This is a genomic window from Rhodococcus sp. 06-418-5 (assembly GCF_002258285.1).
Lineage (GTDB): Bacteria > Actinomycetota > Actinomycetes > Mycobacteriales > Mycobacteriaceae > Rhodococcoides.
In genome coordinates this window covers 1-24445 of record NZ_NOYE01000032.1, presented here as the reverse complement: position 1 = coordinate 24445, position 24445 = coordinate 1, and the positions used below count along the sequence as shown (strand labels likewise).

The 24445-nt window shown below is 63.9% G+C and carries 24 protein-coding genes, 1 rRNA gene and 1 riboswitch; of the genes, 9 read left to right on the top strand and 16 right to left on the bottom strand.

Annotated features, from left to right (window positions below):
• The first annotated feature begins 29 nt into the window (after positions 1-29).
• The gene (locus CH274_RS24015; protein ID WP_094659188.1) at positions 30-1412 is read left to right on the top strand and encodes an FAD-binding oxidoreductase; all 1383 of its coding nucleotides are present in this window, start codon (positions 30-32) and stop codon (positions 1410-1412) included.
• Here the strand turns inward: CH274_RS24015 and CH274_RS24010 are convergent, their stop codons facing one another.
• The 10 genes from CH274_RS24010 to CH274_RS23965 all read right to left on the bottom strand — a co-directional run bounded on the left by CH274_RS24010 (position 1413) and on the right by CH274_RS23965 (position 12944).
• Complete coding sequence (locus CH274_RS24010) at positions 1413-2723, bottom strand: aspartate aminotransferase family protein (RefSeq protein ID WP_094659187.1); 1311 nt, start codon at positions 2721-2723, stop codon at positions 1413-1415.
• Positions 2724-3866: an ABC transporter substrate-binding protein gene (locus CH274_RS24005; RefSeq protein ID WP_256993683.1), complete on the bottom strand. Its 1143-nt coding sequence runs from the start codon at positions 3864-3866 to the stop codon at positions 2724-2726.
• Between the two features lie 3 nt (positions 3867-3869).
• Positions 3870-4613: an ABC transporter permease gene (locus tag CH274_RS24000; protein ID WP_045194405.1), complete on the bottom strand. Its 744-nt coding sequence runs from the start codon at positions 4611-4613 to the stop codon at positions 3870-3872.
• The gene (locus tag CH274_RS23995; protein WP_032393475.1) at positions 4610-5389 is read right to left on the bottom strand and encodes an ABC transporter ATP-binding protein; all 780 of its coding nucleotides are present in this window, start codon (positions 5387-5389) and stop codon (positions 4610-4612) included. The genes CH274_RS24000 and CH274_RS23995 overlap by 4 nt, the downstream gene beginning before the upstream one ends.
• Positions 5386-6321 (bottom strand): ABC transporter permease, encoded by a 936-nt coding sequence (locus CH274_RS23990; RefSeq protein ID WP_094659186.1) that lies wholly within the window; start codon positions 6319-6321, stop codon positions 5386-5388. Before CH274_RS23990 ends, CH274_RS23995 begins: the two co-directional genes overlap by 4 nt.
• Positions 6318-7349, bottom strand: a complete 1032-nt coding sequence (locus CH274_RS23985; RefSeq protein ID WP_094659185.1) for a TIGR03842 family LLM class F420-dependent oxidoreductase — start codon at positions 7347-7349, stop codon at positions 6318-6320. The genes CH274_RS23990 and CH274_RS23985 overlap by 4 nt, the downstream gene beginning before the upstream one ends.
• 3 nt (positions 7350-7352) lie before the next feature.
• On the bottom strand, positions 7353-8774 hold the full coding sequence (hydA, locus tag CH274_RS23980; protein ID WP_094659184.1) for a dihydropyrimidinase: 1422 nt from the start codon (positions 8772-8774) through the stop codon (positions 7353-7355).
• Positions 8774-9613 (bottom strand): nitrilase-related carbon-nitrogen hydrolase, encoded by an 840-nt coding sequence (locus CH274_RS23975; protein WP_197914655.1) that lies wholly within the window; start codon positions 9611-9613, stop codon positions 8774-8776. Before CH274_RS23975 ends, hydA begins: the two co-directional genes overlap by 1 nt.
• A gap of 101 nt (positions 9614-9714) precedes the next feature.
• Positions 9715-11229, bottom strand: a complete 1515-nt coding sequence (locus tag CH274_RS23970; protein WP_094659183.1) for an ATP-dependent DNA ligase — start codon at positions 11227-11229, stop codon at positions 9715-9717.
• A 137-nt stretch (positions 11230-11366) separates the two neighbouring features.
• Positions 11367-12944 carry a carboxylesterase/lipase family protein gene (locus CH274_RS23965; RefSeq protein WP_094659182.1) on the bottom strand — a complete coding sequence of 526 codons (1578 nt, stop codon included), beginning with the start codon at positions 12942-12944 and terminating at the stop codon, positions 11367-11369.
• A gap of 98 nt (positions 12945-13042) precedes the next feature.
• Between CH274_RS23965 and CH274_RS29815 the strand changes: the two genes are divergently transcribed.
• The 6 genes from CH274_RS29815 to CH274_RS23935 all read left to right on the top strand — a co-directional run bounded on the left by CH274_RS29815 (position 13043) and on the right by CH274_RS23935 (position 18639).
• The gene (locus tag CH274_RS29815) at positions 13043-13690 is read left to right on the top strand and encodes a hypothetical protein (protein WP_045194396.1); all 648 of its coding nucleotides are present in this window, start codon (positions 13043-13045) and stop codon (positions 13688-13690) included.
• A 118-nt stretch (positions 13691-13808) separates the two neighbouring features.
• Entirely contained in the window at positions 13809-15206 is a 1398-nt protein-coding gene (locus CH274_RS23955) for a sugar porter family MFS transporter (RefSeq protein ID WP_094659181.1), read from the top strand.
• 63 nt (positions 15207-15269) lie between these two features.
• A riboswitch (TPP riboswitch) is annotated at positions 15270-15369 on the top strand.
• On the top strand, positions 15363-16085 hold the full coding sequence (locus tag CH274_RS23950) for a TenA family protein (protein WP_094659210.1): 723 nt from the start codon (positions 15363-15365) through the stop codon (positions 16083-16085). Its footprint overlaps the riboswitch before it by 7 nt.
• Positions 16082-17095: an ABC transporter substrate-binding protein gene (locus CH274_RS23945; protein WP_094659180.1), complete on the top strand. Its 1014-nt coding sequence runs from the start codon at positions 16082-16084 to the stop codon at positions 17093-17095. Before CH274_RS23950 ends, CH274_RS23945 begins: the two co-directional genes overlap by 4 nt.
• Positions 17073-17909: an ABC transporter permease gene (locus tag CH274_RS23940; protein ID WP_032393464.1), complete on the top strand. Its 837-nt coding sequence runs from the start codon at positions 17073-17075 to the stop codon at positions 17907-17909. Before CH274_RS23945 ends, CH274_RS23940 begins: the two co-directional genes overlap by 23 nt.
• Positions 17902-18639, top strand: coding sequence for an ABC transporter ATP-binding protein (locus CH274_RS23935; protein ID WP_094659179.1), 738 nt, complete (start codon positions 17902-17904; stop codon positions 18637-18639). Before CH274_RS23940 ends, CH274_RS23935 begins: the two co-directional genes overlap by 8 nt.
• Before the next feature lie 35 nt (positions 18640-18674).
• Here the strand turns inward: CH274_RS23935 and CH274_RS23930 are convergent, their stop codons facing one another.
• Complete coding sequence (locus tag CH274_RS23930) at positions 18675-19952, bottom strand: LCP family protein (RefSeq protein ID WP_094659178.1); 1278 nt, start codon at positions 19950-19952, stop codon at positions 18675-18677.
• Between the two features lie 20 nt (positions 19953-19972).
• A complete protein-coding gene (locus CH274_RS23925) occupies positions 19973-20629 on the bottom strand; it encodes an FMN-dependent NADH-azoreductase (RefSeq protein ID WP_045194383.1) in 657 nt (218 codons plus the stop codon).
• 74 nt (positions 20630-20703) lie between these two features.
• On the opposite strand from CH274_RS23925, the gene CH274_RS23920 reads away from it, so the two are divergent.
• Complete coding sequence (locus tag CH274_RS23920) at positions 20704-21066, top strand: helix-turn-helix domain-containing protein (RefSeq protein WP_032393460.1); 363 nt, start codon at positions 20704-20706, stop codon at positions 21064-21066.
• A gap of 15 nt (positions 21067-21081) precedes the next feature.
• Here CH274_RS23920 and CH274_RS23915 read toward each other — a convergent pair whose 3' ends face one another.
• Positions 21082-21402 (bottom strand): hypothetical protein, encoded by a 321-nt coding sequence (locus tag CH274_RS23915; protein WP_032393530.1) that lies wholly within the window; start codon positions 21400-21402, stop codon positions 21082-21084.
• Between the two features lie 230 nt (positions 21403-21632).
• A complete protein-coding gene (locus CH274_RS23910) occupies positions 21633-22403 on the bottom strand; it encodes a hypothetical protein (protein ID WP_045194378.1) in 771 nt (256 codons plus the stop codon).
• 186 nt (positions 22404-22589) lie between these two features.
• On the opposite strand from CH274_RS23910, the gene CH274_RS23905 reads away from it, so the two are divergent.
• Positions 22590-22874 (top strand): GNAT family N-acetyltransferase, encoded by a 285-nt coding sequence (locus CH274_RS23905; protein WP_032393458.1) that lies wholly within the window; start codon positions 22590-22592, stop codon positions 22872-22874.
• Positions 22875-22877: 3 nt separating this feature from the next.
• Here CH274_RS23905 and CH274_RS23900 read toward each other — a convergent pair whose 3' ends face one another.
• Together CH274_RS23900 and rrf are read right to left on the bottom strand one after the other, a co-directional pair.
• Positions 22878-23093, bottom strand: coding sequence for a hypothetical protein (locus CH274_RS23900; protein ID WP_094632303.1), 216 nt, complete (start codon positions 23091-23093; stop codon positions 22878-22880).
• A 1255-nt stretch (positions 23094-24348) separates the two neighbouring features.
• Positions 24349-24445, bottom strand: a 5S ribosomal RNA gene (rrf, locus tag CH274_RS23895); the annotation flags it as partial.

Here is a 24445-nt window from a genome sequence, read left to right as displayed (position 1 = left end):
GGTCACATTTTCGACGTGAGGAGACCGAGATGTCCGTGACGACCGATGCAGATGCCCGCCTGAGTGCGCTCGAATCCCTTCTTTCACCCGGCTCGGTGGTCACCGACCCGGACATCACCGAGGGCTATCGACGCGACTGGGCGAAGGATCCCGACGCGGGCACCCCGCTGGCCGTCGTGCGCGCACAGTCCACCGAGGACGTTCGTGCCGTGATGCGGTGGGCCACCGAGCACGCCGTGGCGGTCGTCCCACGCGGCGCGGGATCGGGTCTGTCCGGTGGAGCCACCGCCGTGGACGGCGGAATCGTGCTCACCACCGAGTTGATGCGAGAGATCACCGTCGATCCGGTGACCCGCGTCGCCGTCGTACAACCCGGACTGCTCAACGCGGAGGTCAAGAAGGCCGTCGCCGAACACGGCCTCTGGTACCCACCCGATCCGTCCTCGTTCGAGATGTGTTCCATCGGAGGCAATGCGGCCACCAACGCGGGCGGACTGTGCTGTGTGAAGTACGGCGTCACCACCGATTACGTTCTCGGTCTCGAGGTCGTCCTGGCCGACGGTACCGCCGTCCGGCTCGGCGGGCCACGACTGAAAGACGTTGCGGGCCTGTCCCTTGCGAAGCTGTTCGTCGGCTCCGAGGGAACGCTGGGCATCATCACCGAGATCACTCTTCGATTGATTCCGGCGCAACCTCCCGCCAGTACGGTGGTCGCCTCGTTCGCGTCGGTGCACGACGCAACCGCCGCAATTCTGGCCATCACCCGGACACTGCGCCCGTCGATGCTCGAGTTCATGGACCGAGCTTCCATCGGTGCCGTCGAAGATGCCATGAACATGGGGCTCGATCGCGAGGCGGCGGCGATGCTCATTGCTCGGTCCGACTCCCCCGGTGCCGACCGAGGCCGCGAGATCGAGATCATGGCGGCCGCGTGCACCGAGGCCGGTGCCTCGGATGTGTTCACCACCGACGACCCCGACGAGGGCGAGGCCTTCGCTGCCGCGCGGCGGTTCGCCATTCCCGCTGTCGAGCGACTCGGCAGCCTGCTCCTCGAGGACGTCGGGGTTCCGCTGCCCGCACTTCCGGCCCTCGTCGACGGAATCGCCGAGCTGTCCACGAAATACGACGTGCTGGTGGCGGTCATCGCCCACGCCGGTGACGGCAACACTCACCCGCTGATCGTTTTCGACCCCGAGGACGCCGACATGACACGTCGCGCCAACATCGCATTCGGCGCGATCATGGATCTGGCAATCTCGTTGGGCGGCACCATCACCGGCGAACACGGTGTCGGTCGCCTCAAGAAGGCGTGGCTGCCCGATCAGGTCGGTGAGGACGTCATGGAACTGACCCGCCGAATCAAGACCGCTCTCGATCCGGCGGGCATCCTCAACCCCGGTGCCGTGCTGTGATCACCCGTCGACGGTGAATCCGTCCGCCACCGTCAGCACCTCGTCGAGGATTTCCAGTCCTTGACGAATCTCGTCCTCGGACGTCGTCAGCGGAGGGGCGATCTGGAGGCGATTGCCTGCGACGAACGGCCACAGTCCACGTGACTTCGCCGCGGCGGTCACCGTGCCCATCGCCGCCGCGTCCTTGCCCGACGCGGCGAAGGCAACCAGTGGCTCTCGGGTCGTTCCGTCCTTGACCAGTTCGACGGCCCAGAAGAATCCCTTACCGCGTACCTCGCCCACACTCGGATGCGATTCGGCCAGCTTGGACAGGCCCGCACCGAGTACGTCCTCGCCGACGTGACGCACGTGAGGAAGGATCTTGTCGCGCTCGAACACTCCGATGGAAGCCACGCCCGCGGCGCACCCGAGCACGTGACCGGAATAGGTCAAGCCGCCCGGGTACGGCTTGTGGTCGAACTGCGAGGCGATCTTCTCCGAGATCACGACCCCGCCGAGGGGCACGTATCCGGAGTTGACGCCTTTGGCGAACGTGATGAGATCCGGTGTCACATCCCAGGCCTGGCAGGCGAACCATTCGCCGATGCGCCCGAACCCGACCATGACCTCGTCGGCGATGTAGACGATCCTGTACTTGTCGCACAGCGCTCGAACGCCGGCCAGATAGCCGGGCGGCGGGATCAGCACACCGTTGGTGCCGATGACCGATTCGAGGATCAGTCCGGCGATGTTCTGCGCACCTTCGAGCACGATGACCTGCTCGAGGTGTGCCAGCGCTGCGGCCGTCTCGTCCTCGGGAGTCGTTGTGCCCCAGGGTGAGCGGTACGGGTACGGCCCGAAGAAACGTACGACGTCGACGTTGGTCGGCTCGGTGCCCCATCGGCGCGGCTCGCCCGTGAGACCGATCGCAACTCCGGTTCCACCGTGGTACGAGCGATACGCGGCAAGCATCTTCGTACGCCCGGTGTGCTGTCGCGCCAACCGCACCGCATGCTCGACGGCTTCCGCCCCACCGGTCGTGAAGAACACTCGGTTCAGATCACCCGGCGCACGTTCGGCGATCAACGTGGCGAGTTCACTGCGCTTGTTGTTGGCCACGGTCGGGGAGATGGTCGTCAGAACCTGAGCCTGTTCGACGATGGCGGCGACCACGTCGGGGTGTTGATGACCGAGATTGACGTTGACCAACTGCGACGAGAAGTCGAGGTATCGGTTGCCCTTGTCGTCCCAGAACCACGACCCCTCCGCTCCCTCGACGGTGATCGGGTTCAGTTCGGCCTGCGCCGCCCAGGAGTAGAACACGTGATCCATCTACTTGCCGCCTTCCTCCAGTGTGACCTCCATCGGAGCGTACGACTCTCCGGTGACGTCCACTCCGTCGGCCTTCAACAAATCGAGCGCCTGCGTGACGTACTCGTTGGTGTACGCCTCGGCATCGGGATCGGCGGTCAGCACCGTCGATCCTTCGGCATTCTCGGTGCTCTTGGCGATGTCGACGGTCTGCTGCCAGGCCGCCTCGTCGATCATGCCGATGCCATCCGCGGACGGCCAGATCAGTTTGTTGACCTCGTTGACCTGCCAGAGCTGGTGACTCGCGCCGAGTGTGGAGCCTGCAGCGACGGTGATGTCGCGGCACGTTTCGACGTTGTCGCGGCAGAAGATCCAGCCCTTCAACGATGCCGCCAGGAATTTGACGGTCTGCTCCTGGTAGGCCTCGTCCGAGAGCTTGTCGGTGTTGGCCCAGATCGCGTCCTGCAGCATCGCGACGCCGTCGTCGTTCCAGTTCAGCGTGGTGAAATCGTCTGCGGTGTAGAGAGCTCCGGTTGCCGGGTTCACGGTCTCGAGCAACTGAGCGTACTCGTTGTACGACATCGCCTGGGCTGCAGCGATATCACCGGACAACAGGCCGTTCATGTCGAACTGCTGCTGCACCAGCGTCACGTCCGCCGGGCTCACTCCCGCTTTCGTCATTCCGGCGAACAATTCGAACTCGTTTCCGTAGCCCCAGTTTCCGACGGTCTTGCCTCGGAGGTCCGCGGGTGAGGCGATGTTCTGATCCTCGAACGAGACCTGCAGGGTGCCCGACTTCTGATAGATCTGAGCCACGTCGGTGATGCCGGCTCCGGCCTCGCGGGATGCGAGCGCCTTCGGTACCCACGCGATGGCGTAGTCGGCCTGCCCCTGGGCAAGCACGGTTTGCGGGACGATATCCGTTCCACCGTCCAGGATTTCGACGTCCAACCCCTGTTCCGCATAGAAACCCTGATCGACGGCGGCGAGGTAGCCGGCGAACTGGCCCTGCTTGAACCACTGCAATTGCAGCTTGATCGTGGTGTCTCCGTCGGCACCGGTGTCGGTGTCTGTCGTGGTGGTACTGCACGCCGCGGCGACCACTGCAAGCGCCATCACGGCGGCGAGAAGAGATCGGGGGGTTCGGGTGATCTTCACGTTCATCTCCTAGGTACGACGCCGGGACACGAGCTTCTCGAGCAGCAGAACAACCAGAAAGAAGAGCAAACCGACTGCGATGGCACCCATCACGTAGGCCCATGCCCGGGGGTAGGCCGTGTTCGCCGCGGCGGAGGTGATCCGCGACCCCAAACCGTTCTGCAGTCCACCGAAGTACTCGCAGATGATGGCAGCAATGACAGCATTGGGAGCGGCAACCCGCAACCCGGTGAAGATGTGTGGAACGGCGGACGGGAGGCGGACGATTCGGGTGAACTGCCAACCACCGACGGCATACGACGTCATGAGGTCGTGGTGCACGGCCGAGACCTGACGCAGTCCCTTCGCCGCACTGACGAAGACCGGGAAGAACACGACGATGGTGACCACGAGGCGGCGCGGTAGATCGGTGGTCGAGGAGAACATCGAGTTGAACACCGGCGCGAGAGCGACGATGGGAACGGCTGCGGCACCTGCTGCCAACGGGGTGAGCAGTTCGTCGACGATCCGCAGGCGAACTGCTGCCATTGCTGCCAGGAGACCGAGGACCGAGCCTGCGATCAACCCCACCAGAGCGTTGGTTCCCGTTGCCAGACTTGCCGATCCGATGTTTCCGAGGTTTCGCACGAATTGCTCGGCGATGGCGCTCGGCGACGGCAGCAGGAACGACGGAACCCCCGCGACGACCGTGAGCAACTGCCACAGTGCGAGCGCCGCCGCCCCGAACACCACCGGTGGCAGCCAGAGCTTCATCGCAGATCCGCACTTCGAACCGAACGGCCGTGCAGTGCATCCCGAACCGCGGTGATGGACGAGAAGAACTCCGCCGATTCGCGCGGATCGTCGTTCGTGTCGAATCTGTCGATCGTGAGTGTGTCGACGATCCGCCCCGGCCGAGCGGACATCACCACCACCCGATCGGACAGGTAGACCGCTTCGGGAATCGAGTGGGTCACGAACACCACTGCTGCGCTCGACTCCTCGGCGATGCGCAGTAGGTCGTTCTGCATCTTCTCGCGGGTCATCTCGTCCAGGGCACCGAACGGTTCGTCCATCAGCAGCAGTCCCGGCGTTCGGGCCAGCGCCCGCGCGATCGCCACTCGTTGCTGCATCCCACCGGACAGCTGGCTGGGAAACTTGTCGGCGAAATCGGTGAGTCCGACGAGGTCCAGTAGTTCGCGAACCCGTTCTGCGCGTTCCTTCTTGGGAACCTTGTGGAGTTCGAGCGGCAATGCGACATTGGATTGCACTGTGCGCCACTCGAGCAGCCCGGCCTGCTGAAAGGCGATGCCGTACTTCTGATCGACGCGGGCTCGGCGAGCAGTCAGACCGAACACCGAGGCAGTACCGGACGTGGGTTGCTCGAGATCGGCAACGATACGGAGCAACGTCGACTTACCGCACCCCGAAGGCCCGATCAGCGAGACGAATTCGCCGGGGGCGATCGCGAGCGATACGTCCTCCAACGCAGTCACTCCCCCGTCGAACGTCTTTCCGACGCCCTCGACGAGTACCGCATGCTCGGTCATGACCGATCCTTTCGACCCGGCGAGCGACCGGCGTACCGACCCAGTGCGATGTCGAGCAGTGACACCAACCCGGTCACCACCAGTCCGAGCACCGCTGCGCCGAGAACGGCTGCGTAAAGGCGGGATGCGTCTCCTGTTGCCTGCTGCGAGAACACGATGATCTGCCTGCCGATACCGCCGGTCGTTCCGGTGGAGATCTCGGCGACCACGGCACCGATCACGGCAGCGGCCGCGGCCAGACGCAGCGCCGGAATCAGATGAGGAACCGAGGCGGGTAGGCGTAGTCGAACGAGTGTGGTCCACCATCCGGACGCGTAACTGTGCATCAGGTCCAACGCTGCCCGATCGGGTGCACGCAGGCCGCGCAGCATCCCCACCGCCACCGGGAAGAACGCAAGATACGACGCGATGACGGTGATGCTCATCCACGGCTGCCAGGCGTAACCGCCGATCGCGATTTTTCCGCCCCACCCTGCGACGAGCGGTGCCAACGCGATCAGTGGAACCGTCTGCGAGACGATCACATACGGCAGCACGGAGCGCTCGACCCACACGAATCGTTGCATCGCCACCGCCAGCACCAGCCCGACCACCGTCCCCAGCGCGAACCCGAGTACCGCGAGCCCGAAGGTGAACAGGCCACTGGACACGATCGCCGCACCGACACTGCGAGCCCCCGCGACGTTCACCTCCGGCTCGGTCAGCGCTGCCAACACCGACCACACGTGCGGTAGCGCTCCGTCGTCGGTGCGGGGCAGCACCCGCACGCCGGCGATACTCACCCCGTTGTCGGGGACGAGCACTTTCACCAACTCCCAGAACACCAGCAGCACGCCGACGGCCCCCACTGCCATCAACGGACGCCGCGCTCCTCGATGCGCACCGGCGGGAGCAGGCGTCACCACCGAGGCCTGATCGAGAACACCCGTCACGACGTCGCCGTCACGCTCGGGCGGATCTGCGGAATTATGCTCTCCCCGTACGCTTCCAGCGTCGCTGCCTTGGCATCGTGTTGCAGGTACACCGAGAACTGATCGACACCGAGAGCCTCGAGATCTTTCAGCTTCGCGATGTGATCGGCCGGGGAGCCGAGCAGACAGAACCTGTCGATCACCTCGTCCGGAACGAACTCTGCGTGCGAATTGCCTGCGCGGCCGTGCTCGTTGTAGTCGTACCCTTCACGCGCCGCGATGTAGTCGGTGAGTGCCGGTGGAACACCGCTGCCGTCGCCGCCGTACCGCGAGACGATATCGGCGACGTGATTGCCCACCATCCCGCCGAACCAACGACACTGATCTCGGGCGTGTTCGAGCCCTGCGTCGGTACCGTCGGTGACGTAGGCGGGAGCGGCGACGCAGATCGAGATCGAATCCGGATCGCGACCCGCCTGCTCGGCCGCAGCGCGGACCCGGCCGATCGTCCACGCTGCGATATCGGGATCGGCCAGCTGCAGAATGAACCCGTCCGCCACCTGTCCGGTGAGCTCGAGGGCTTTGGGGCCGTACGCCGCTACCCACACCTCGAGTCGGGACCGCTCCGCCCACGGAAACTGCACTGTCGTCTCCCCGATCCGGGCACTTCGCCCATTGGCCAAGCTACGGATCACCTCGATCGATTCCCGCAGCGTGGCAAGGGTTGTCGGCTTCCCACCGAGGGCGCGGACGGCCGAATCACCGCGGCCGATGCCGCAGACGGTCCGATTGCCGAACATGTCGTTGAGCGTCGCGAACGTCGATGCCGTCACCGTCCAGTCGCGGGTGGCGGGATTGGTGACCATCGGACCGACGGTCACCCGCCTCGTCGCGGCCAGAATCTGGCTGTAGATGACGTACGGTTCCTGCCACAGCAGATGCGAATCGAACGTCCACACGTGCGAGAAGCCATGTGTCTCCGCCTGTCTGGCCAGGTCGACCACACGGGACGCCGGCGGATTGCACTGGAGCACTACCCCGATGTCCATGGCTCAGATCAGATTCTGCGACAGGTCGCGCCGGACGAATCGGCCGTGTCCCGCAGTGCCGGAATAGGATCCACCGTCGACGATGATCCGGCCACGCGAGATCACGGTGTCGACATGGCCGTCGATCTCGAAACCCTCGTACGCCGAATAGTCCATGTTCATGTGGTGGGTCTTGTCGACGCCGATGCTGGTGTGTCCGTTCGGGTCGTAGATCACGATGTCCGCGTCGGCACCGGGGGTGATGACGCCTTTCCTCGGATACATCCCGAACATCCTGGCCGGGGTGGTACAGCAGACGTCGACCCACTTCTCGAGCGTGATCTTGCCGCTCTTGACACCCTGGAACATCAGATCGATGCGGTGTTCCACCGAGCCGATCCCGTTGGGAATCTTCGAGAAATCACCGATACCCATCTCCTTCTGATCCTTCATGCAGAAGGGGCAGTGATCGGTACTGACGGTCGACACGTCTCCGGTGCGCAGGTATCGCCACAACTCGTCCTGATGCCCCTCCGCTCGCGACCGCAACGGCGTCGAGCAGACCCACTTGGCACCCTCGAAGCCCGGAGCGCCGAGCTGTTCCTCTAGCGACAGATACAGGTACTGCGGACATGTCTCGGCAAAGACGTTCTGTCCGTTGCCCCGGGCCTGCGCGATCTGTTCCAGGGCCTGCTTGGCAGAGACGTGTACGACGTAGAGCGGTGCACCGGTGACGTCGGCCAACATTATCGCTCGATGCGTCGCCTCCTCCTCGAGCTGCCACGGCCGTGACGTGCCGTGGAAGTACGGGGCCGTGTCTCCACGGGCGATCGACTGAGCAACGAGAACATCGATCGCGATGCCGTTCTCCGCATGCATCATCAGCAGTGCACCCGTTTCGGCGGCGGACTGCATGGCGCGCAGGATCTTGCCGTCGTCGGAGTAGAACACACCCGGGTAGGCCATGAAGAGTTTGAAACTGGTGACGCCCTCGGATACCAACTCGCTCATGGCTTTCAAGGAATCATCGGTCACGTCGCCGATGATCTGATGGAATCCGTAGTCGACGGCACACTGCCCCGCGGCCTTCTCGTGCCATTGCGCCAGAGTGTCCTGGACGCGCTGACCGGGAGTCTGAATCGCGAAGTCCACGATCGTCGTCGTGCCACCCCACGCCGCTGCGCGCGTTCCGGTTTCGAAGGTGTCGGAGGCGAACGTACCGCCGAAGGGCATCTCCATGTGAGTGTGCCCGTCGACCCCACCCGGGATCACGTATTTTCCGGTCGCGTCGACGACCACGTCCGCCGAGGTCTTCAGGTCCGCGGCCAGGGAGACCGATCCGGGTGCCAGTACCGCGACGATGCTCTCGCCGTCGATGAGCACATCCAATTCCTGTGCGCCGGTAGTGGATACCACGGTCCCGCCGTGCACGAAGGTGGTGGCCATCAGGGTTGCACCAACGGGCCGTATGCGTCGGGTCTACGGTCACGATAGAAGGCCCACCGGTCACGTACCACCTTGATCAAATCCATGTCCAGGTCGCGCACGATTATTTCGGATTCGGAATCCGACGCCACCTCGCCGACGAATTTGCCTTCGGGGTCCACGAAGTAACTGGTTCCGTAGAAGTCGTCGTCACCGTATTCGGATTCGATTCCGACTCGATTGATCGCGCCCACGTAGTACTCGTTCGCGACGGCGGATGCGGGCTGTTCGAGCTTCCACAGGTAGTTCGACAGGCCCCGCGAGGTGGCCGAGGGATTGAAGACGATCTCGGCACCGGCGAGGCCCAACGCCCGCCAACCCTCGGGAAAGTGCCTGTCGTAGCAGATGTACACACCGATTCGGCCGACCGCGGTGTCGAACACCGGCCACCCCAGGTTTCCTGGGCGAAAGTAGAACTTCTCCCAGAATCCGTTCACGTGGGGAATGTGGTGTTTTCGATACTTGCCGAGATAGGTGCCGTCCGCATCGACGACGGCAGCGGTGTTGTACAGAAGTCCGGGTTGTTCCTGCTCGTAGACGGGCAGAATCATCACGATGCCGAGTTCCTTCGCCAATGCGGCGAAACGGTCGACGGTCGGCCCGGGTACCGATTCTGCGTACTCGTAGAATTTCGCATCCTGCAATTGACAGAAGTACGGACCGTAGAAAAGTTCTTGGAAACAAACGACTTTCGCGCCCTGCTCGGCGGCGGACCGAGCAAACCCCTCGTGCGCCGCGATCATCGATTCTTTGTCACCGGTCCACTTGCTTTGGACCAGAGCAGCTCGAACTGTGGACATCATTGGCACTCCATCTCTCGCTGGCTTGCACCCTCAAGATATTTTGCGCCGTGTTACGGGATCGTTCGTGCGGTTTCGTACGTATTAATCGTCCGAACTGTTCACGAGTGCGGAAGCAGTGCACGCACGGCGTCGATGGAGTCCGCGGTGGCAAGGTTCTTGTCGGGTCGATACCGGAGTACTCGCGCGAATCGCAGTGCAACACCGCCCGGATAGCGTGGGCTGACCTGCACGCCGTCGAGTTCGATTTCGACGATCAGCTCGGGTCGCAGGTACACGGTGCGCTCGTCACGCTCGCGCTCGTGTTTCGGGAATTCGTCGGTCTGCCATTGCAACAGAACGTCGGTCAGGCCTTTGAAGGTCTTACCGACCATGATCGGGTCACCGCCGTCGGGATCGCGAGCTCCGAGGTGCAGGTTGGACAGGTAACCGGTGCGACGCCCGTATCCCCACTCGGCTCCGAGCACGACGAGGTCGAGGGTGTGCTCGGGTTTGACCTTCTGCCAGCTCTTTCCGCGGCGGCCTGCGGCGTACGGAGCGCCGAGCGCTTTGAGCATGATTCCTTCGTGCCCGGCGTCGAGTGCCGCGTCGAAATGGGCTGCTGCCGCGTACGCGTCGGGCCTGACGACACAGGGAATTCGGTGTCCCGGTGCCACCCGGTCCAGTGCAGACAGACGCTGCTCCAATGGGGCATCGAGCAGGTCGACACCGTCGAGGTGCAGGCAGTCGAAGAAGTAGGGCTGCAGCAGTAGCTCGTGTGCACTCTCGGCACCGAACCGACTCATCGTTTCCTGGAACGGTCGCGGGCGGCCGCTGTCTTCGAGCGCGAGGGTCTCACCGTCCAGGACCACGGAGTCGCACGGCAGCGCGAGAACCAGATCCACCAGCTCGGGCACACTCGCAGTGATGTCGCGCAGAGTGCGCGTGTAGATGCTCACGTCGGTTCCGGAGCGGTGCACCTGAATTCGCGCGCCGTCGAGCTTGTATTCGACGGTGACATCGCCGGAGAGCTGTTCCCATGCGCCCCGCAGAGACTCCGCGGGCGAGGCCAGCATCGGCCGGACCGGGCGACCCACCTCGAGCCGAAATGCGTCCAGCGCTTCGACGCCACCGGTGATGGCAGCGATCGCAGTGGCAGGCAACCTCCCCGAAAGCATGAATGCGCGACGCACCGAGGCCTGCGGCAGATTCGTCGCGGCGGCGACAGCGTCGACCATGATTCCTTCGAGCGCGCCCTGACGCAGCTCACCGGTGACGAGCCGGATCAGAAACCGACGCTCCTCGGCTGTGCTTCGGGAGAACAGGTCCGTCAGCAGCGCCACCCGGCGAGCAGCAGAACCGGCCCCCGACGTCGCCGCGACCGACGATATCGCCTCGTCCACCTCGGCAACCGTCAGTGTCGAATCCGCGGCAGCCGCGACGTCGAGATCGGCCAGCGTGCGCCAGCCGACACCTATCCGACCCTGCGGCAACTCCCCCGAGAGCCACGAGACAGCAGGCTCGATGTCACCGGCTGCCGCTTCGGCCAGGAGCGCGCTCAGCTGCTCGATCTTGACCTTGCGCGAGCGCGTCGCTGCCACGGCACGGGAGGTTTCGACGATCCTGGACATCAACACACACCGAACATAACCGCCCCCACCGACAGCGTGCTGACATCCAATTGTTACCGCTGTGACTCGAGTGACCGGTGTTGTTGCTGTTACGTTCGATTCATGTCAGCAACGTCCGTGCGACACAACGCACGGGCGACGTGTCAGCTGAATCCCAGAACGCGGTCGCCCCACGCAGCGCGCATGTCGCCGTCGGGGTCGTCGACGAGAGTGTCGGATGCATCGATCACCAGCGTCCAGCGCGTCTTCTCGGTGTACGGAGCCCAATGCTTGGACGCATCCAACGCAGCGGGGACGCCGTACCGCGCGAAAGCGAGCCAGCGTCTCTGCATCCGCGCAGACACCGCCATTGCCGGCTTACGGCCACCGAGCCAGAAGGTGGGGTCTCGGTTGAGCGTTCCGAAATTGCCGAAGACGTACGGCAGTTCGGTCGCGTGGCCGGCTCCCACTCGTGCGGCCTTGAGCATCGGTGTCGCATGATCGAATCGGTACATCCATGTCGGCGAGTGCCTGCTGTGCCCGTCGGCGATCCACACGCTCGGCATGAGGAATCCCGCGTCGCGCGATATGGCTTGTGCCCCGGCCGGTTTGTCTCGGTCCGGGTACGCCGCCATGATCTCGGCCACTCGATAAGCAGGCAGATCCGCGTGGTCGTGAGCGATGGCGCGGAACATCTCGGAGACCGTGTCGGAGGTGATCGGCATCAACGGAGACTTCATGAATCGAAAGATCGAGGGCTCGTCGTGGTTGGTGCCGATGATCAACGGGATCTTGTGCGAGAGACCCTTCTGGAAGGCCGCCACGGGATAGCGCGGAACGATATCTCCGTCGACGACCGGCGAAAGACCAAGTGTCCCAGGCACTGTCGTCGGGATCTCGTAGCAGAGTGTGTCACCGGCGGTGACCAGCCTCGTGAAATGCATGTCCAAGAGTTCACCGATGTCCGCCGGCTCGACGCCTACCAACTCCAGGAACCTCGAGGCCACCGCGGCTCCGCGTTCGGGGCCGTACACCGAGGTCGCAGGCGCGCTCTGCACGATCGCTCTCTGGAACAGACCCTCGGCCTTCGGCGAGGTCATCAACGTGGTGACCGACGCTCCCCCGGAGGATTCGCCGAACACCGTCACCTGATCGGGATCGCCGCCGAACGCCGAGATGCACTCGCGGACCCACTGCAGTGCGGCAATCTGATCTCGCAGTCCCAGATTGGTCTCGAAGGTGTGCTCGTCGGTGGAGAACGACGACAGGTCGAGGAACCCGAACGCACCGAGACGAAAGTTGATGGTCACCACCACCACATCGCCGTTCTCGCTGAGGTTCCTCCCGTCGTACACCCGCTGTGCCGACGATCCGAGCGAGTAGGCGCCGCCGTGGATCCAGACCAGCACCGGCCGCAGTTCTGCCTCGGGACGGGGAGCCCAGACGTTGAGCGTGAGACAGTCCTCGGAAATCGACAGCGACGGATCGATCGGCACCGGACTGTCGCGGCCCTGCGGAGCCATCGCACCGAACTCGAGGCCGTCGAGCACTCCCGCCCAGGGCTGCAACGGTCGCGGCGCGCGGAACCGGAGCTTGCCCACCGGAGGCGTCGCGTAGGGAATACCCCGCCAGGCCACGATCGGCGACGTATCGGCATCGACCGGATAGCCGAGAACCTCGCCGTAGGGCGTGCTCACGAGCAGGGTCGAATCGGACGCAGCGGAGTCGGACGCGGTGACCATGGAACCTCCCGTTCGGTCGTTGCCCAACGTACCAACATCAACCGTCCCCTCGGCGACGTTACTCACAGCGTCGACGCCCGCGAGCGAAGGAACCGGCGATGAAGAGAATCGGATGTGTCGCAGTGGCAGTCGTCGGAGCATGCATGCTCGGAGGGTGCGGTGCGAGCGGTGAAGGCGACGGTCCGATGGCAACCGTGATCACCGACCGCCCCACCCCGGTCGCCACGGCTCCCTCAGTGCCCTCTGCCACGTCGGCATCACCGTCCACCACATCGATCGCCACGCCGACGTCCACCACGGTGGCGCCGACGAGTCCTGCTGCAGCCCAGGCAAAGCCGCAGGACTACGCAGGCAAGGCACCCGGTTGGTACTACTTCTCGAGCCCCAGCGGAAAATTCGAGTGCGGTATCGCCGTCCTCGAATCCTCGATCGCCGGATGCCACGGATCACTCCCCGATTCGGCACCCGAGGTTCCCGGCAGCGGAGCGTCGGGGACGGCGGTGAAACCGAATGCCGTACAGCTGATCGCCGGGTCCCCGGCGAAGTTCGAGAGCCTCGGCGATCCCAAGTTCCACCGTTTCGACGGGCCTGCGACGGCCTTGCCGTACGGCGAAGTTCTCACCGTGCCCGGAAGTGGTTCCACCAACGGCCTGCAGTGCAGCGTCGACGAGAAGACCGGGGTCACGTGCTCCGATCAGGTCGGCCACGGTTTCACCGTCTCGAACGAGGATTTCGACCTTCGCTGACGGTCTCGTTCGCGCGGCAAATTACCAGGCGTAATGTCCGGGGACGGTACGACAATCCCTGCCGTACGGTCTCCCCAGCGGCCGACGCCCGTGCGCGCGGCCGGAAGGTGCATCACACATGAATCAGACCTCGGACCGCCACACAGCGAAGGTCATCGGCGTCAGCATCGCCGCTGCTGTAGGCGGGTTCCTGTTCGGCTTCGACAGCTCGGTCATCAACGGCGCTGTCGACTCGATCGAAGATCATTTCCTCCTCGGCTCGTTCACCACCGGCTTCGTGGTGGCGATCGCCCTCATCGGGTGCGCAGTGGGTGCCTGGTTCGCCGGCAGCCTCGCAGATCGTTGGGGACGCAAGAAGGTCATGCTGCTGGGCTCGGCCCTGTTCGTCGTTTCCTCGATCGGCTCGGGATTGGCGTTCAGCGTCCCCGACCTGATGCTCTGGCGAGTGCTCGGCGGACTCGGAATCGGCATCGCTTCGGTGATCGCACCGGCGTACATCGCCGAGATCGCTCCCGCCAAATGGCGCGGTTCCTTGGCCTCGCTTCAGCAATTGGCCATCACCATCGGCATTTTCGCTGCTCTGCTGTCCGACGCTCTTCTCGCCGGTGCCGCCGACGGCGCGTCCAACGACCTGTGGTTCGGCATCGAGGCATGGCGCTGGATGTTCCTGGTCGGCGTGATTCCCGCTCTCGTGTACGGGTTGCTGGCAACCCTGATCCCGGAGTCTCCGCGTTACCTCGTCGGTCAGCATCTCGACGAGGAAGCGGCCCGCGTACTCGCCGAGATCACCGGTGAGCTGCACCCGGACGAGCGCGTCCACGAGATCAGGCTGACGCTGCGCAAGGAATCACGCTCGTCGTTCGCCGATATTCGCGGGCCGAAGTTCGGCCTGCAACCCATCGTCTGGGTGGGCATCACGATGGCCGTGCTGCAACAGCTGGTCGGCATCAATGCGATCTTCTACTACTCGACGACGCTGTGGCGTTCGGTCGGCTTCTCCGAGGATCAATCGTTCACCACCTCCGTGATCACCGCTGTGATCAACGTGGTCATGACGTTCGTGGCGATCCTGTTCGTGGACCGAATCGGTAGGCGCAAACTGCTGATGGGGGGTTCGATCGGCATGTTCGTCGGGCTCGTCATGGCGTCGGTGGCATTCTCGCAGGCGACCGGCAGCGGCGACGCCGTCACGTTGCCCGCTCCGTGGGGTGCGATCGCGTTGGTCGGGGCCAATCTGTTCGTCATCTTCTTCGCCTCCACATGGGGACCGATCATGTGGGTCATGCTCGGTGAGATGTTCCCCAACCGCATGCGTGCTATGGCGCTCGGCATCGGCACGGCAGCTAACTGGATGGCCAACTTCGCTGTCACGCTTGCCTTCCCGCCGCTGACGTCGTCCGTGGGGCTGTGGGCGATCTACGCAGGATTCGCTCTGTTCGCCGCGCTCTCGTTCTTCTTCGTCAAGGCCAAGATCAGGGAGACCAAGGGCATGGAACTCGAGGACATGCTGGGCTGACGCCGGACCGCAGATGCAGGGGCGGCACCAGCGCCACCGGGTGAGCGGTGTTACTGTCGCTTTCGTTCTGACACGGGGTGTGTCCGCCGATGCGGATGCTGAGATCAAACCCGCCGAACCTGATGCAGGTAATGCTGACGAAGGGATGTCAAGGCGATGACGCCTGTTGTATCTGCGGACCCGGTCCGCTTCACCGATCTACTGTGGGATGCGTCCGAGAACATCCGACGCGCGATCGACGACCTCGAGTTTCTCCGGCTTCTCGGAGCCGGAACACTTCCGCTCGATGCGTTCCGTCGGTATCTCGAGCAGGATTCGCTCTATCTCGGTGGGTACGTCAAGTCGCTGTCACTACTGGCTGCACACGCACCGAACCCGATCGCCGGAGCGTTCTGGGCGAGCGCCGCCGCCAGCGCGATGGACGAGGCCGCCTCGCACGAAGAGATGCTGACCGGTGGAGCGCTGCCCGCGTCGACCCGGACACCCGAGCCTTCACCGGCATGCCTCGGTTACACCTCCTACCTCACCGCGATTGCGGCAACCGAACCGTATCCTGTTGCAGCAGCGGCTGTTCTGCCGTGCTTCTGGATCTACGCCGACGTGGGCCGCTCACTCGCCGGTGCCGCGAGAGCGGTTCTCGATCGCGATCCCGACCACCCGTACGCGCGGTGGGTAGCCGCGTACGACGCACCCGAATTCCATGCGATCGTCGACGCCGCAAGGACATTCGTGGACGACGCGGCGGCTGCCGCGACTCCGGTACAGCGAGAGCAGATGATCGACGCCTTCGTCGTGGCATCGCGGTACGAATTGATGTTCTGGGACAGCGCTTTGCATCCCACTCCGTGGCCCCTGGCCGAGAGTGCGGTGCACGCATGAGAACCGCTCGGATCCTCGCCGCGTTGGCGGCGGCCGTCGTTGCCACGACCGGACTGGTGGGCTGCTCGCAGTCGACGGACTCCGACACCATTCGATTCGCGTTGGACTGGACGCCGAACACCAACCACACCGGCCTCTACGTGGCGCTGCAGGAAGGCTACTTCGCCGACGCCGGTCTGGACGTGGAGATTCTGCCGTACAACAACACCGCGGCGGACACTCTCGTCGATGCCGGAAACGCCGAATTCGGTATCAGTACACAGAGTTCGGGTGTGTTCGCCACCTCGGCGGGCGCGCAGATCGTCTCGGTCCTCGCGCCGCTCCAACATTGGGCGACCGGCATCGGAGTCCGCGCAGATCGAGACGACATACCGAGCCCGAAGGCGCTCGACGGCAAGGTCTACGCCGGCTTCGGCGAATCCGGTGAGCAAGCCGGACTCCAGCAGGTCATCGAGAACGACGGTGGCACAGGCGAATACGAGACCGTCGTCCTGGGAACCTCGGCGTACGAGGCGGTGTATTCGGGGACCGCGGACTTCACCGTCTCCTATTTCGCGTGGGAAGGCATCGAAGCCGAGCACAGCGGAACCCCGATGAAGTACTTCGACTACACCGACTACGGCTTTCCCGACGCCTACGCCATCACGATCAGCGGCAACGAGCCCTGGCTCGCAGCCCATCCAGACCAGGCCGAGAAGTTCGTCCAGGCTCTTCAGCGCGGCTACCAACTCGCCGCCGACGATCCGGACAAGGCCGCACAGGATCTGATCGACGCCAATCCGGGAACGTTCACCGACGAATCGCTGGTCTTCGAGAGCCAGGAGATGCTCGCGGCGAAGTACATGAAGGACTCGTCCGGCGAAGTAGGACGACAGAGTATCGACAAGTGGACGGCGTACTCCAAGTTCCTGTACGACAGTGGCGTGTTGGCCGATCAGAACGGCGCGCCTCTGACCGCGGAGCCGGATTGGTCGACCTACTTCACCAATGACTACCTCGGCGATCGATGAGACGGTGGCCGCTGATCGAGGTTCCTTCTCGCTCAGCGGTATCCGAGCCTCGCTGCGTTGGGCGTGGCCGGCGCTGACCGTCGTCGTTCTGATCATCGCCGCCTGGCAGATCTACGTCGAGATCAGTGGCATCCGCCCGCAGGTGCTGCCGTCCCCCGGCCGCGTGGTGGTCCAGGGTTGGGCGCAACGCGATGCGATCGCCGAGAACGCAGCGGCAACCCTGCAGGTGACCCTCGTCGGGTTCGCGGTCTCCTTGTCCCTGGCCTGGTTGCTGGCCATCGCGGTGGACTTCTCGCCGTGGCTGCGTCGCGCGTTCGTTCCCCTCTTCGTCGTATCGCAGACGCTTCCGATCATCGCGATCGCGCCACTGTTGATCATCTGGTTCGGCTTCGGGCTGCTTCCGAAGATCCTGGTGATCGCTTTGGCGACGTTCTTCCCGATGGCCATCGGACTCATCGAGGGTTTCGCGGCGGCCGATCGAGACGCGCGATCGCTGCTGGCCAGCATGGGTGCCTCGCGCTGGCAACAGTTTCGATACGTGCGGCTACCGTCGGCGCTACCCCGGTTCTTCACCTCCCTGCGCATCGGAATCACCTACGCCGTGGTCGGCGCGATCTTTGCCGAATATGCCGGGGCCAGTGCCGGACTCGGCATCTACATGAGCCAACAGAAGAACTCGTTTCGTACCGATCTGGTTCTCGCCGCGGTTGCCGTGACGGCCGTGATCAGCGTGGTCCTGTTCGTCTCCACCTTCCTGGTGGAGCGGTTCGTTGCGCCTTGGGCGCGCCACGGGTCGGTTGGTCTTCATGTCTGACCCCGACACCTGCATCGACGTTCACGATCTCACCAAGTCATTCGGCGACAAGCCCGTACTCGACGGCGTGTCGTTCAGTGCTGGCCCCGGCGAGTTCCTGTCGATCATCGGCCCGAGCGGTTCCGGTAAGAGCACGGTGTTCAACATGCTGGCCGGACTCGACAAGCCCGACTCCGGCACGGTTCGAGTACCGCCGTGCGCCTACATGCCGCAGAAGGATCTCCTGTTTCCATGGCGTTCGGTGCTGGACAACACAACCCTCGGGCTCGAAGTGCAGGGCGTTGCCAAGAAGGAGGCGCGGGCGCGGGCGCGCGAGCTGTTCCCGGTGTTCGGCTTGGACGGGTACGAGTCGGCCAGACCGTCCGAACTCTCCGGCGGCATGCGCCAGCGGGCGGCGCTGCTGCGCACGGTGGTGCAGGGACGATCGGTACTACTGCTCGACGAACCCTTCGGGGCACTGGACTCGTTGACTCGAAGCGATATGCAGGCCTGGTTGCAGCAGGTCTGGTCGGAGTTTCGGTGGACGGTCCTGATGATCACGCACGACATCCGCGAAGCGGTCTATCTCTCCGATCGCGTGATCGTCCTCTCCCCCAGACCGGCACACGTTCGACGGCAGATCGAGGTGGCTCTGCCACGTCCGCGCGGGCTCGAGATCGTCACGACGCCGCAGTTCGCGGCGGTCGAGAAGCAGTTGATGGACGTTCTGCTCAGCACGCCGACGCCCTGACCGATACCCGCTGGCGAGTTCGGTCGACGCTGGGCTCAGTCGACGCAGGGAATGCCGCCGTCGCTGTGCACACCCGCGTCGGGGGCTGCCGCCGGATCCAGGGACGGATCCGGTGCGGCGACCTCGATCGGGGGCGGCGTCGTTGCGGGATCAGCTGCCGCGGTGGTCGGCGGTGCCTGCACAGGTACGTCGCCGATCAGCCGGGCTGCCTCGGCCCGGACGGCGTCGACGTCGACGAGATTGACGTCCTGCCCGTCGATCGTGTCGTAGCCGGTGATCGGGAGCGTGTAGAAATCGATGTCTCCCTGCATCACTGCACCGGCTCCGCCTGCAAGCTTCACCGGATCCAAGGACGCGTCGATCACGACGTCGTTCTTGGTACCCGCGACGAGCGCCCGGAGTTCGCCGATGTTCGCCATGACACCGGATGTGCTGAGCTTGGCCATCACTCCTGCCACGAAGGCCTGCTGTCGTTTGGTTCGATCGAGATCGCCGTTGTCGAGGCCGTGGCGTTGCCGCACGAAGGACAGCGCTTGCGAAGCGCTCAGTTCCTGCGCGCCCGCGGCGAAGTCCGCCCCCGAATAGTTGTCGTGTACCGGATTGTTCAGGCACACCTGAATCGGCCCGACGGCTGTCGCGACGTCGTAGAAGCCCAGCAGGTTCACCTCGGCGAAATGATCGATCGGCACGTCGAGCAGGTCACGAACCGCGGTCAACGTCGATCGCCGACCCGCGTCGCGTGCTCGACGCTCACGTTCGGCCGAATCGGTGACGCCCTCGTCGAGCAACTGCGTATCGGCGTCGGCTTTGGCAAGTCCGTACGCCTCCTTGATCTTTCGCTTGCCGTATCCGGGAACGTCGACGTAGTCGTCGCGAGGTATCGACAGCGCAGTCGCCCTCCCTCCGTCGGCCGGAAGGTGCACCAGCAGCAGTGTGTTGGTGTTGTAACCGCCGACGTCGCTGTCGCCCGCATGCAGCGCATCGGTGACGAACTCGGCAGGCAGGTCGTTGCCGTCCATGTCCTTGCGGCTGTCGAGACCGATCAACAGAATGTTGGTGTCCTCGCCGTTGCCGCCCGGATCATTGTTCGCGATGCCGTCGAGCGCGTCCGAGGTGGTCAGCCCCGTGGTGGCTTCGCGGTACACCGCGAAGCCGATTCCACTCACCGCGATCGAGGCAACTGCCGCAGTGGCGACGACAATTCGGCCGATTCGGAGCGCGAGACCGCGGTTGCGCGACGGCGTCCTGATGCGATGGCGCCCTGATCCACGTTCACCGCGGGTGGTGTCGTTACCTGGGCCGTTCGAGAGCACCTCGCCAGGCTACTCGGCGCTCACCTGGTGGTTGCTCCACCCAATCGCAACGCAAGATCGTCGACGGCGGAGAACGCCGCCTCGAGATTGGCTCGTGCCTGCGGAATCTGCGGTGCGAGCGCCGGCACCCGCTCGGCGAGCGTCAAGTCGACCGGGACGAAGTGGACGTCCATCCCCAGCGCAACTCCGAGCACCTGTCGCAGTTGCGCGGTGGTGTGGTCGGAGGATGCGTTGTCGGTACCGGGGGTGTAGTCGTTTCCCCGACTGGTCACCACGACCACGGGCTTGCCGACGAGAGGTGCCGTGTCACTGTCGAACGGAACAGTGACACCCGGAACGTGTACGTAGTCGATCCATGCCTTCAGGGTCGACGGGATCGACCAGTTGTACATCGGCGCGCCGATCAGCACCGCGTCGGCCGAGATCAGTTCCTCGATCAGTTCGACCTGCAACGCCTCGGCGGACGGCTCCACGATTTCGTCGGCGGTTCGCAGGCGAGGTGCCCAGTGCAGCGCCGAGGTGGGTAGGTGGGGCAACGGACTCGAATGCAGGTCTCGATGGATCACCGAGTGGTCGGTGCCGATGCCATGCCAGGCGTCCGAGAAGCGGGCCGTCACCCGACGGCTTATCGAACGATCCGGGTCGGCGGACGAATCGAGGTGCAACAACTGTGGCACTGGAACACTCCTCACATGCTGGGTGCTCCGAGCCTATGCGTACCGACGCCTGCGCCCACTCCTATCCTGGACGAATGGACTTCCGATTCGTCATGCCTGCTCTCGAGTCGCGATCGGCCAACTCGTTGGCGGCAGTCGTTCACGAGCGAACCGGAGCGGACGTCGACCTCAGAATCGGCGGTTCGGAGGTTCGACTCGACGACGCATCACGCAGTGCGGTCTTGGAACTTCTGACCCAACTCTCGACCGGCCGGGCGGTGGCCATCGGAACCGTGGACGAGTTGCTGACCACTTCGCAAGCTGCCGAGGTCCTCGGTGTCTCCGACACCTATGTCAGACGGTTGGCCGACGCGGGCGACCTATCGATCGAAATGCGCGGCACGCACCGACGATTCAGGCTCGAAGACCTTCTGCGACAGCGTGATCGATTCCGGTGAGAGTACGCGTTGCCGTCACCCTGCCTCGCGTTCGATGTGCTGGGACTGGACGGTCATGAGATCGCGAAACGCCTGCCCGGCAGCCAGCCACAGTTGTTCGGAGTCGATGTAGTCCACCCCTCTGATTTCGACATCGCCCAGGTACGCGCCGACGTCGACCGACAACATTCCGATGACCGAAGAGACGTCGGCATCGAGATAGGTGGATTGGGTGTTCTGCAGCTCGCGGAACTGAGCAGAGAAGAACTCGGCCGGGATTCTCCGATCGACGAACTGGGCGATGAGGAACAGAAAACGGGACGCATGGGCTGTGCCCGTCCGGAAGGAATGTTCCATGGTGAAAACCTCTCCCCACGGTCGACAGCACCCCTCGCACTGTCGACCGTTGAGCTCGCTGGTACCCGAATTTCGATGCGCGGACGAACTCTCGAACATCGATTCGACCCAGGGGCTAAAGCAGGGAGCTCGTCCTACCAGCGCTAGGTTAATCGGACCTTTGTCCCGTTTTTGCCGGACAGGCCAATTTGGTGAGCAATCACAACAGAGCAGCCGTGCGCTGTGGTTTCCTACTGAAACGATCCCAACGGAGCTCGATCCGGAGTGTCCAGCTGCCAGAACTGCCAACCGTCGCGCTCCTCGACGTCCCCACTGATATGCGTGGCTACCGCACTGGCTGCGACGGAAGGATTGTCGAACCGTCGACCCTCCATCGGCCCTGCGGTGATCTCGAGCCGTTGCGTCTCGGGGTCGTAGCGGCCGCTCAGCCGATAGCCCTCGCAGTCGGCAACGACGCGTACTCGGTTGTCCACAACTTCCTCTTCGACGGCCGCCTTGGCCGATTTACGAGGCGTCTTCACCCGTGGAGTACGAACCCACGTCTGTTCGGGTCCCAGATCGACCGTTGTGTCCAAGGTTGCACTCAGACCGAGCAGGTCCCAACGCTCACTGCCGTGCAGCACTCTGTCCACCGCGATTGCATGATGCCCAGTCCTGGTACGGAGGGGCGAGTCCTGGACCCACAGGTCTACTTCTCCGCGAATATCGGTGGCCATCTCCTCGGACGAGACCATGTAGAAGCGCGGCTCTTCGTTCGCGAGATCGACGAACACCCAGTACGAGGATCCAGTGTCGTCACTCTCGAGCGATTCGTCCTGCCTGCGGGCTTTCCAGTCACCCGTCACCTTGGATCGCACTCGGACTATGCACGAGGAACTACCGTCCATGGACCAGACCTGCACGGGGTTACGCCGCGACGTCGTCAGCCGCTCTGCGCGACCACCGCGCTGAGCGACGGTTCGAATGAATGCCTTGATTCCCCGGTCGGATGTGTCTTCCACGGATTGCCACCTTCAGCCTCGAGAGCGCCCCGTACTTATGAAGAGCGGTGTTGCGACGGGTAGCGCTCGCACGACTCGGTTTCTCTCACCCTACTGCGTCGATGCGTGCTCGAGTAACCGCAGAACACTCCGCGGGACGAGTGCCGGTTACGGTGGTGACACCGAACTCGGCGAGGAGGTACCACCATGACTGTCGAGATCACCCATGACAGTGCCGACCATCGATTCGAGATCCATGTCGATTCCGAGTTGGCGGGCTACTCGGAGTACCTGGAATCGGACAGTTCCAGAACGTTTCATCACACTGTGACGCTTCCGCAGTTTCGCGGCCGAGGACTTGCCGCTGCGCTCACCGAATTCGCTCTCGACGACACCAGCACGCAGGGACTCCGCGTTGTCCCTACGTGCTGGTTCGTTCGCGACTTCATAGCAGCCGCGGGTGATCGCTACTTACATCTGGTGGAGACCTGACTGTCACCGGCTGGACGACATCACCCCGATGCCGATCTCGGAGTCCGATTCGCAGTCGTTCGAGGCCACCGCCCCCATGGCCTCACTCTCACGTGAATCCGATTCTGCGACAACTGCTTCGGCAGCTCTTTCTTCCGCCACCCGACGCCGTTCGTAATTCTGCACACCACGCGCGACGCGTTGTCGGTGTTCGTTCAGGATCTGTTCGTAGTGGTACATCTGTTCTCCTACAACAAAAGTGGACGCCGGACACAGGGCATTGTTGTGCGGCGAAGTATTGGTCAGATTGCGAAATTGGGTCAACCGATTAGCACCGATTGGGCCGAAGGCCTACTCAGAGAGCATGATCGGCGACCATGGCAAACCGCGTGCAGACAACTCGACGGCGTGCGTAATTCATTTCTGCTGCCATTGTCCACCTCCACGGTCTCTGCGATGTGCCTGTGTCACGATCATGCACGGCCGCCGCCCCGAACTCCACCGATTAAATTCGACGCTAGAGGCGCACGCGTTGTGGTCCACGAATCAGGTTGGCATAGCGGCTATTTGGCAACCAGTAGGCATTGCGGACGACATAGGCCGACGCAACGAACCGACACACCGTGTACTGCCCGATGAAACTCCCGTCTACTGCCACCGGAGTCGAGGTCGAGAGTCCCAGCTCGCAAACGCGCGCGCGTTCGCGCTCCCGTCTGCAGTCTGCACTCGCGTCACGCACCGGCACCCGAGTTCAGCCCCGGAGTTCAGCCCTGGGTGTCCGCAAATGCGCGCGCCTTTGTCGGGTGCACGGGAAATGGCGGGTGTCCGGGATGCGATTCTGCGCACGGATGACAACTGCGCGCGCGTTTGCCCCCCCTGTGGGTGTGAGCTCATCCGGTCGGGTGGAGGCTGAGGCCCGCGTCGATGGTGGTCGACATTCCGCAAATGCGCGCGCGTTCGTCAGCTGCGCGGGGATTGGTGGGTGTCCCGGTTGCGATTGTGTGCGCGGATGACAACTGCGCGCGCGTTTGCCCCCTGCGGGTGCGAGCTCATCGGGTCGGGTGGAGGCTGATGCCGGCTGCGCTGGTGGTCGGTGGTGGTCGGGTCGAGATCGGGTAGGCGCTCGCTGCTGTGCGGTGCTCGCCATTCTGCAAATGCGCGCGCGTTCGTCGGGTGCGCGGGGATTGGTGGGTGTCCGGGGTGCGATTGTGTGCGCGGATGGCGAATGCGCGCGCGTTTGCCTCCTCATGACGGAGTCCGCATTCGCCTCGCGCGTCGGCATCCGGCCTGCGATCCTCGTGTCCCGCACGTGCGCGCGCGTTCGTTGGGTGTGCGGGGATTGGTGGGTGTCCGGGCTGCGATTGTGTGCGCGTATGGCGATTGCGCACGCGTTCGCCCTCGGAGGGGATGGGGGTGGCGTGAGGTGGGTGTGGTGTGGTTTCGAAATGCAGAACACCCCCGGACCGGGTGGTCTGGGGGTGTTCTGGGAAATTGTGTTCGGCGGTGTCCTACTCTCCCACACCCTGTCGAGTGCAGTACCATCGGCGCTGGAGGGCTTAGCTTCCGGGTTCGGAATGGGACCGGGCGTTTCC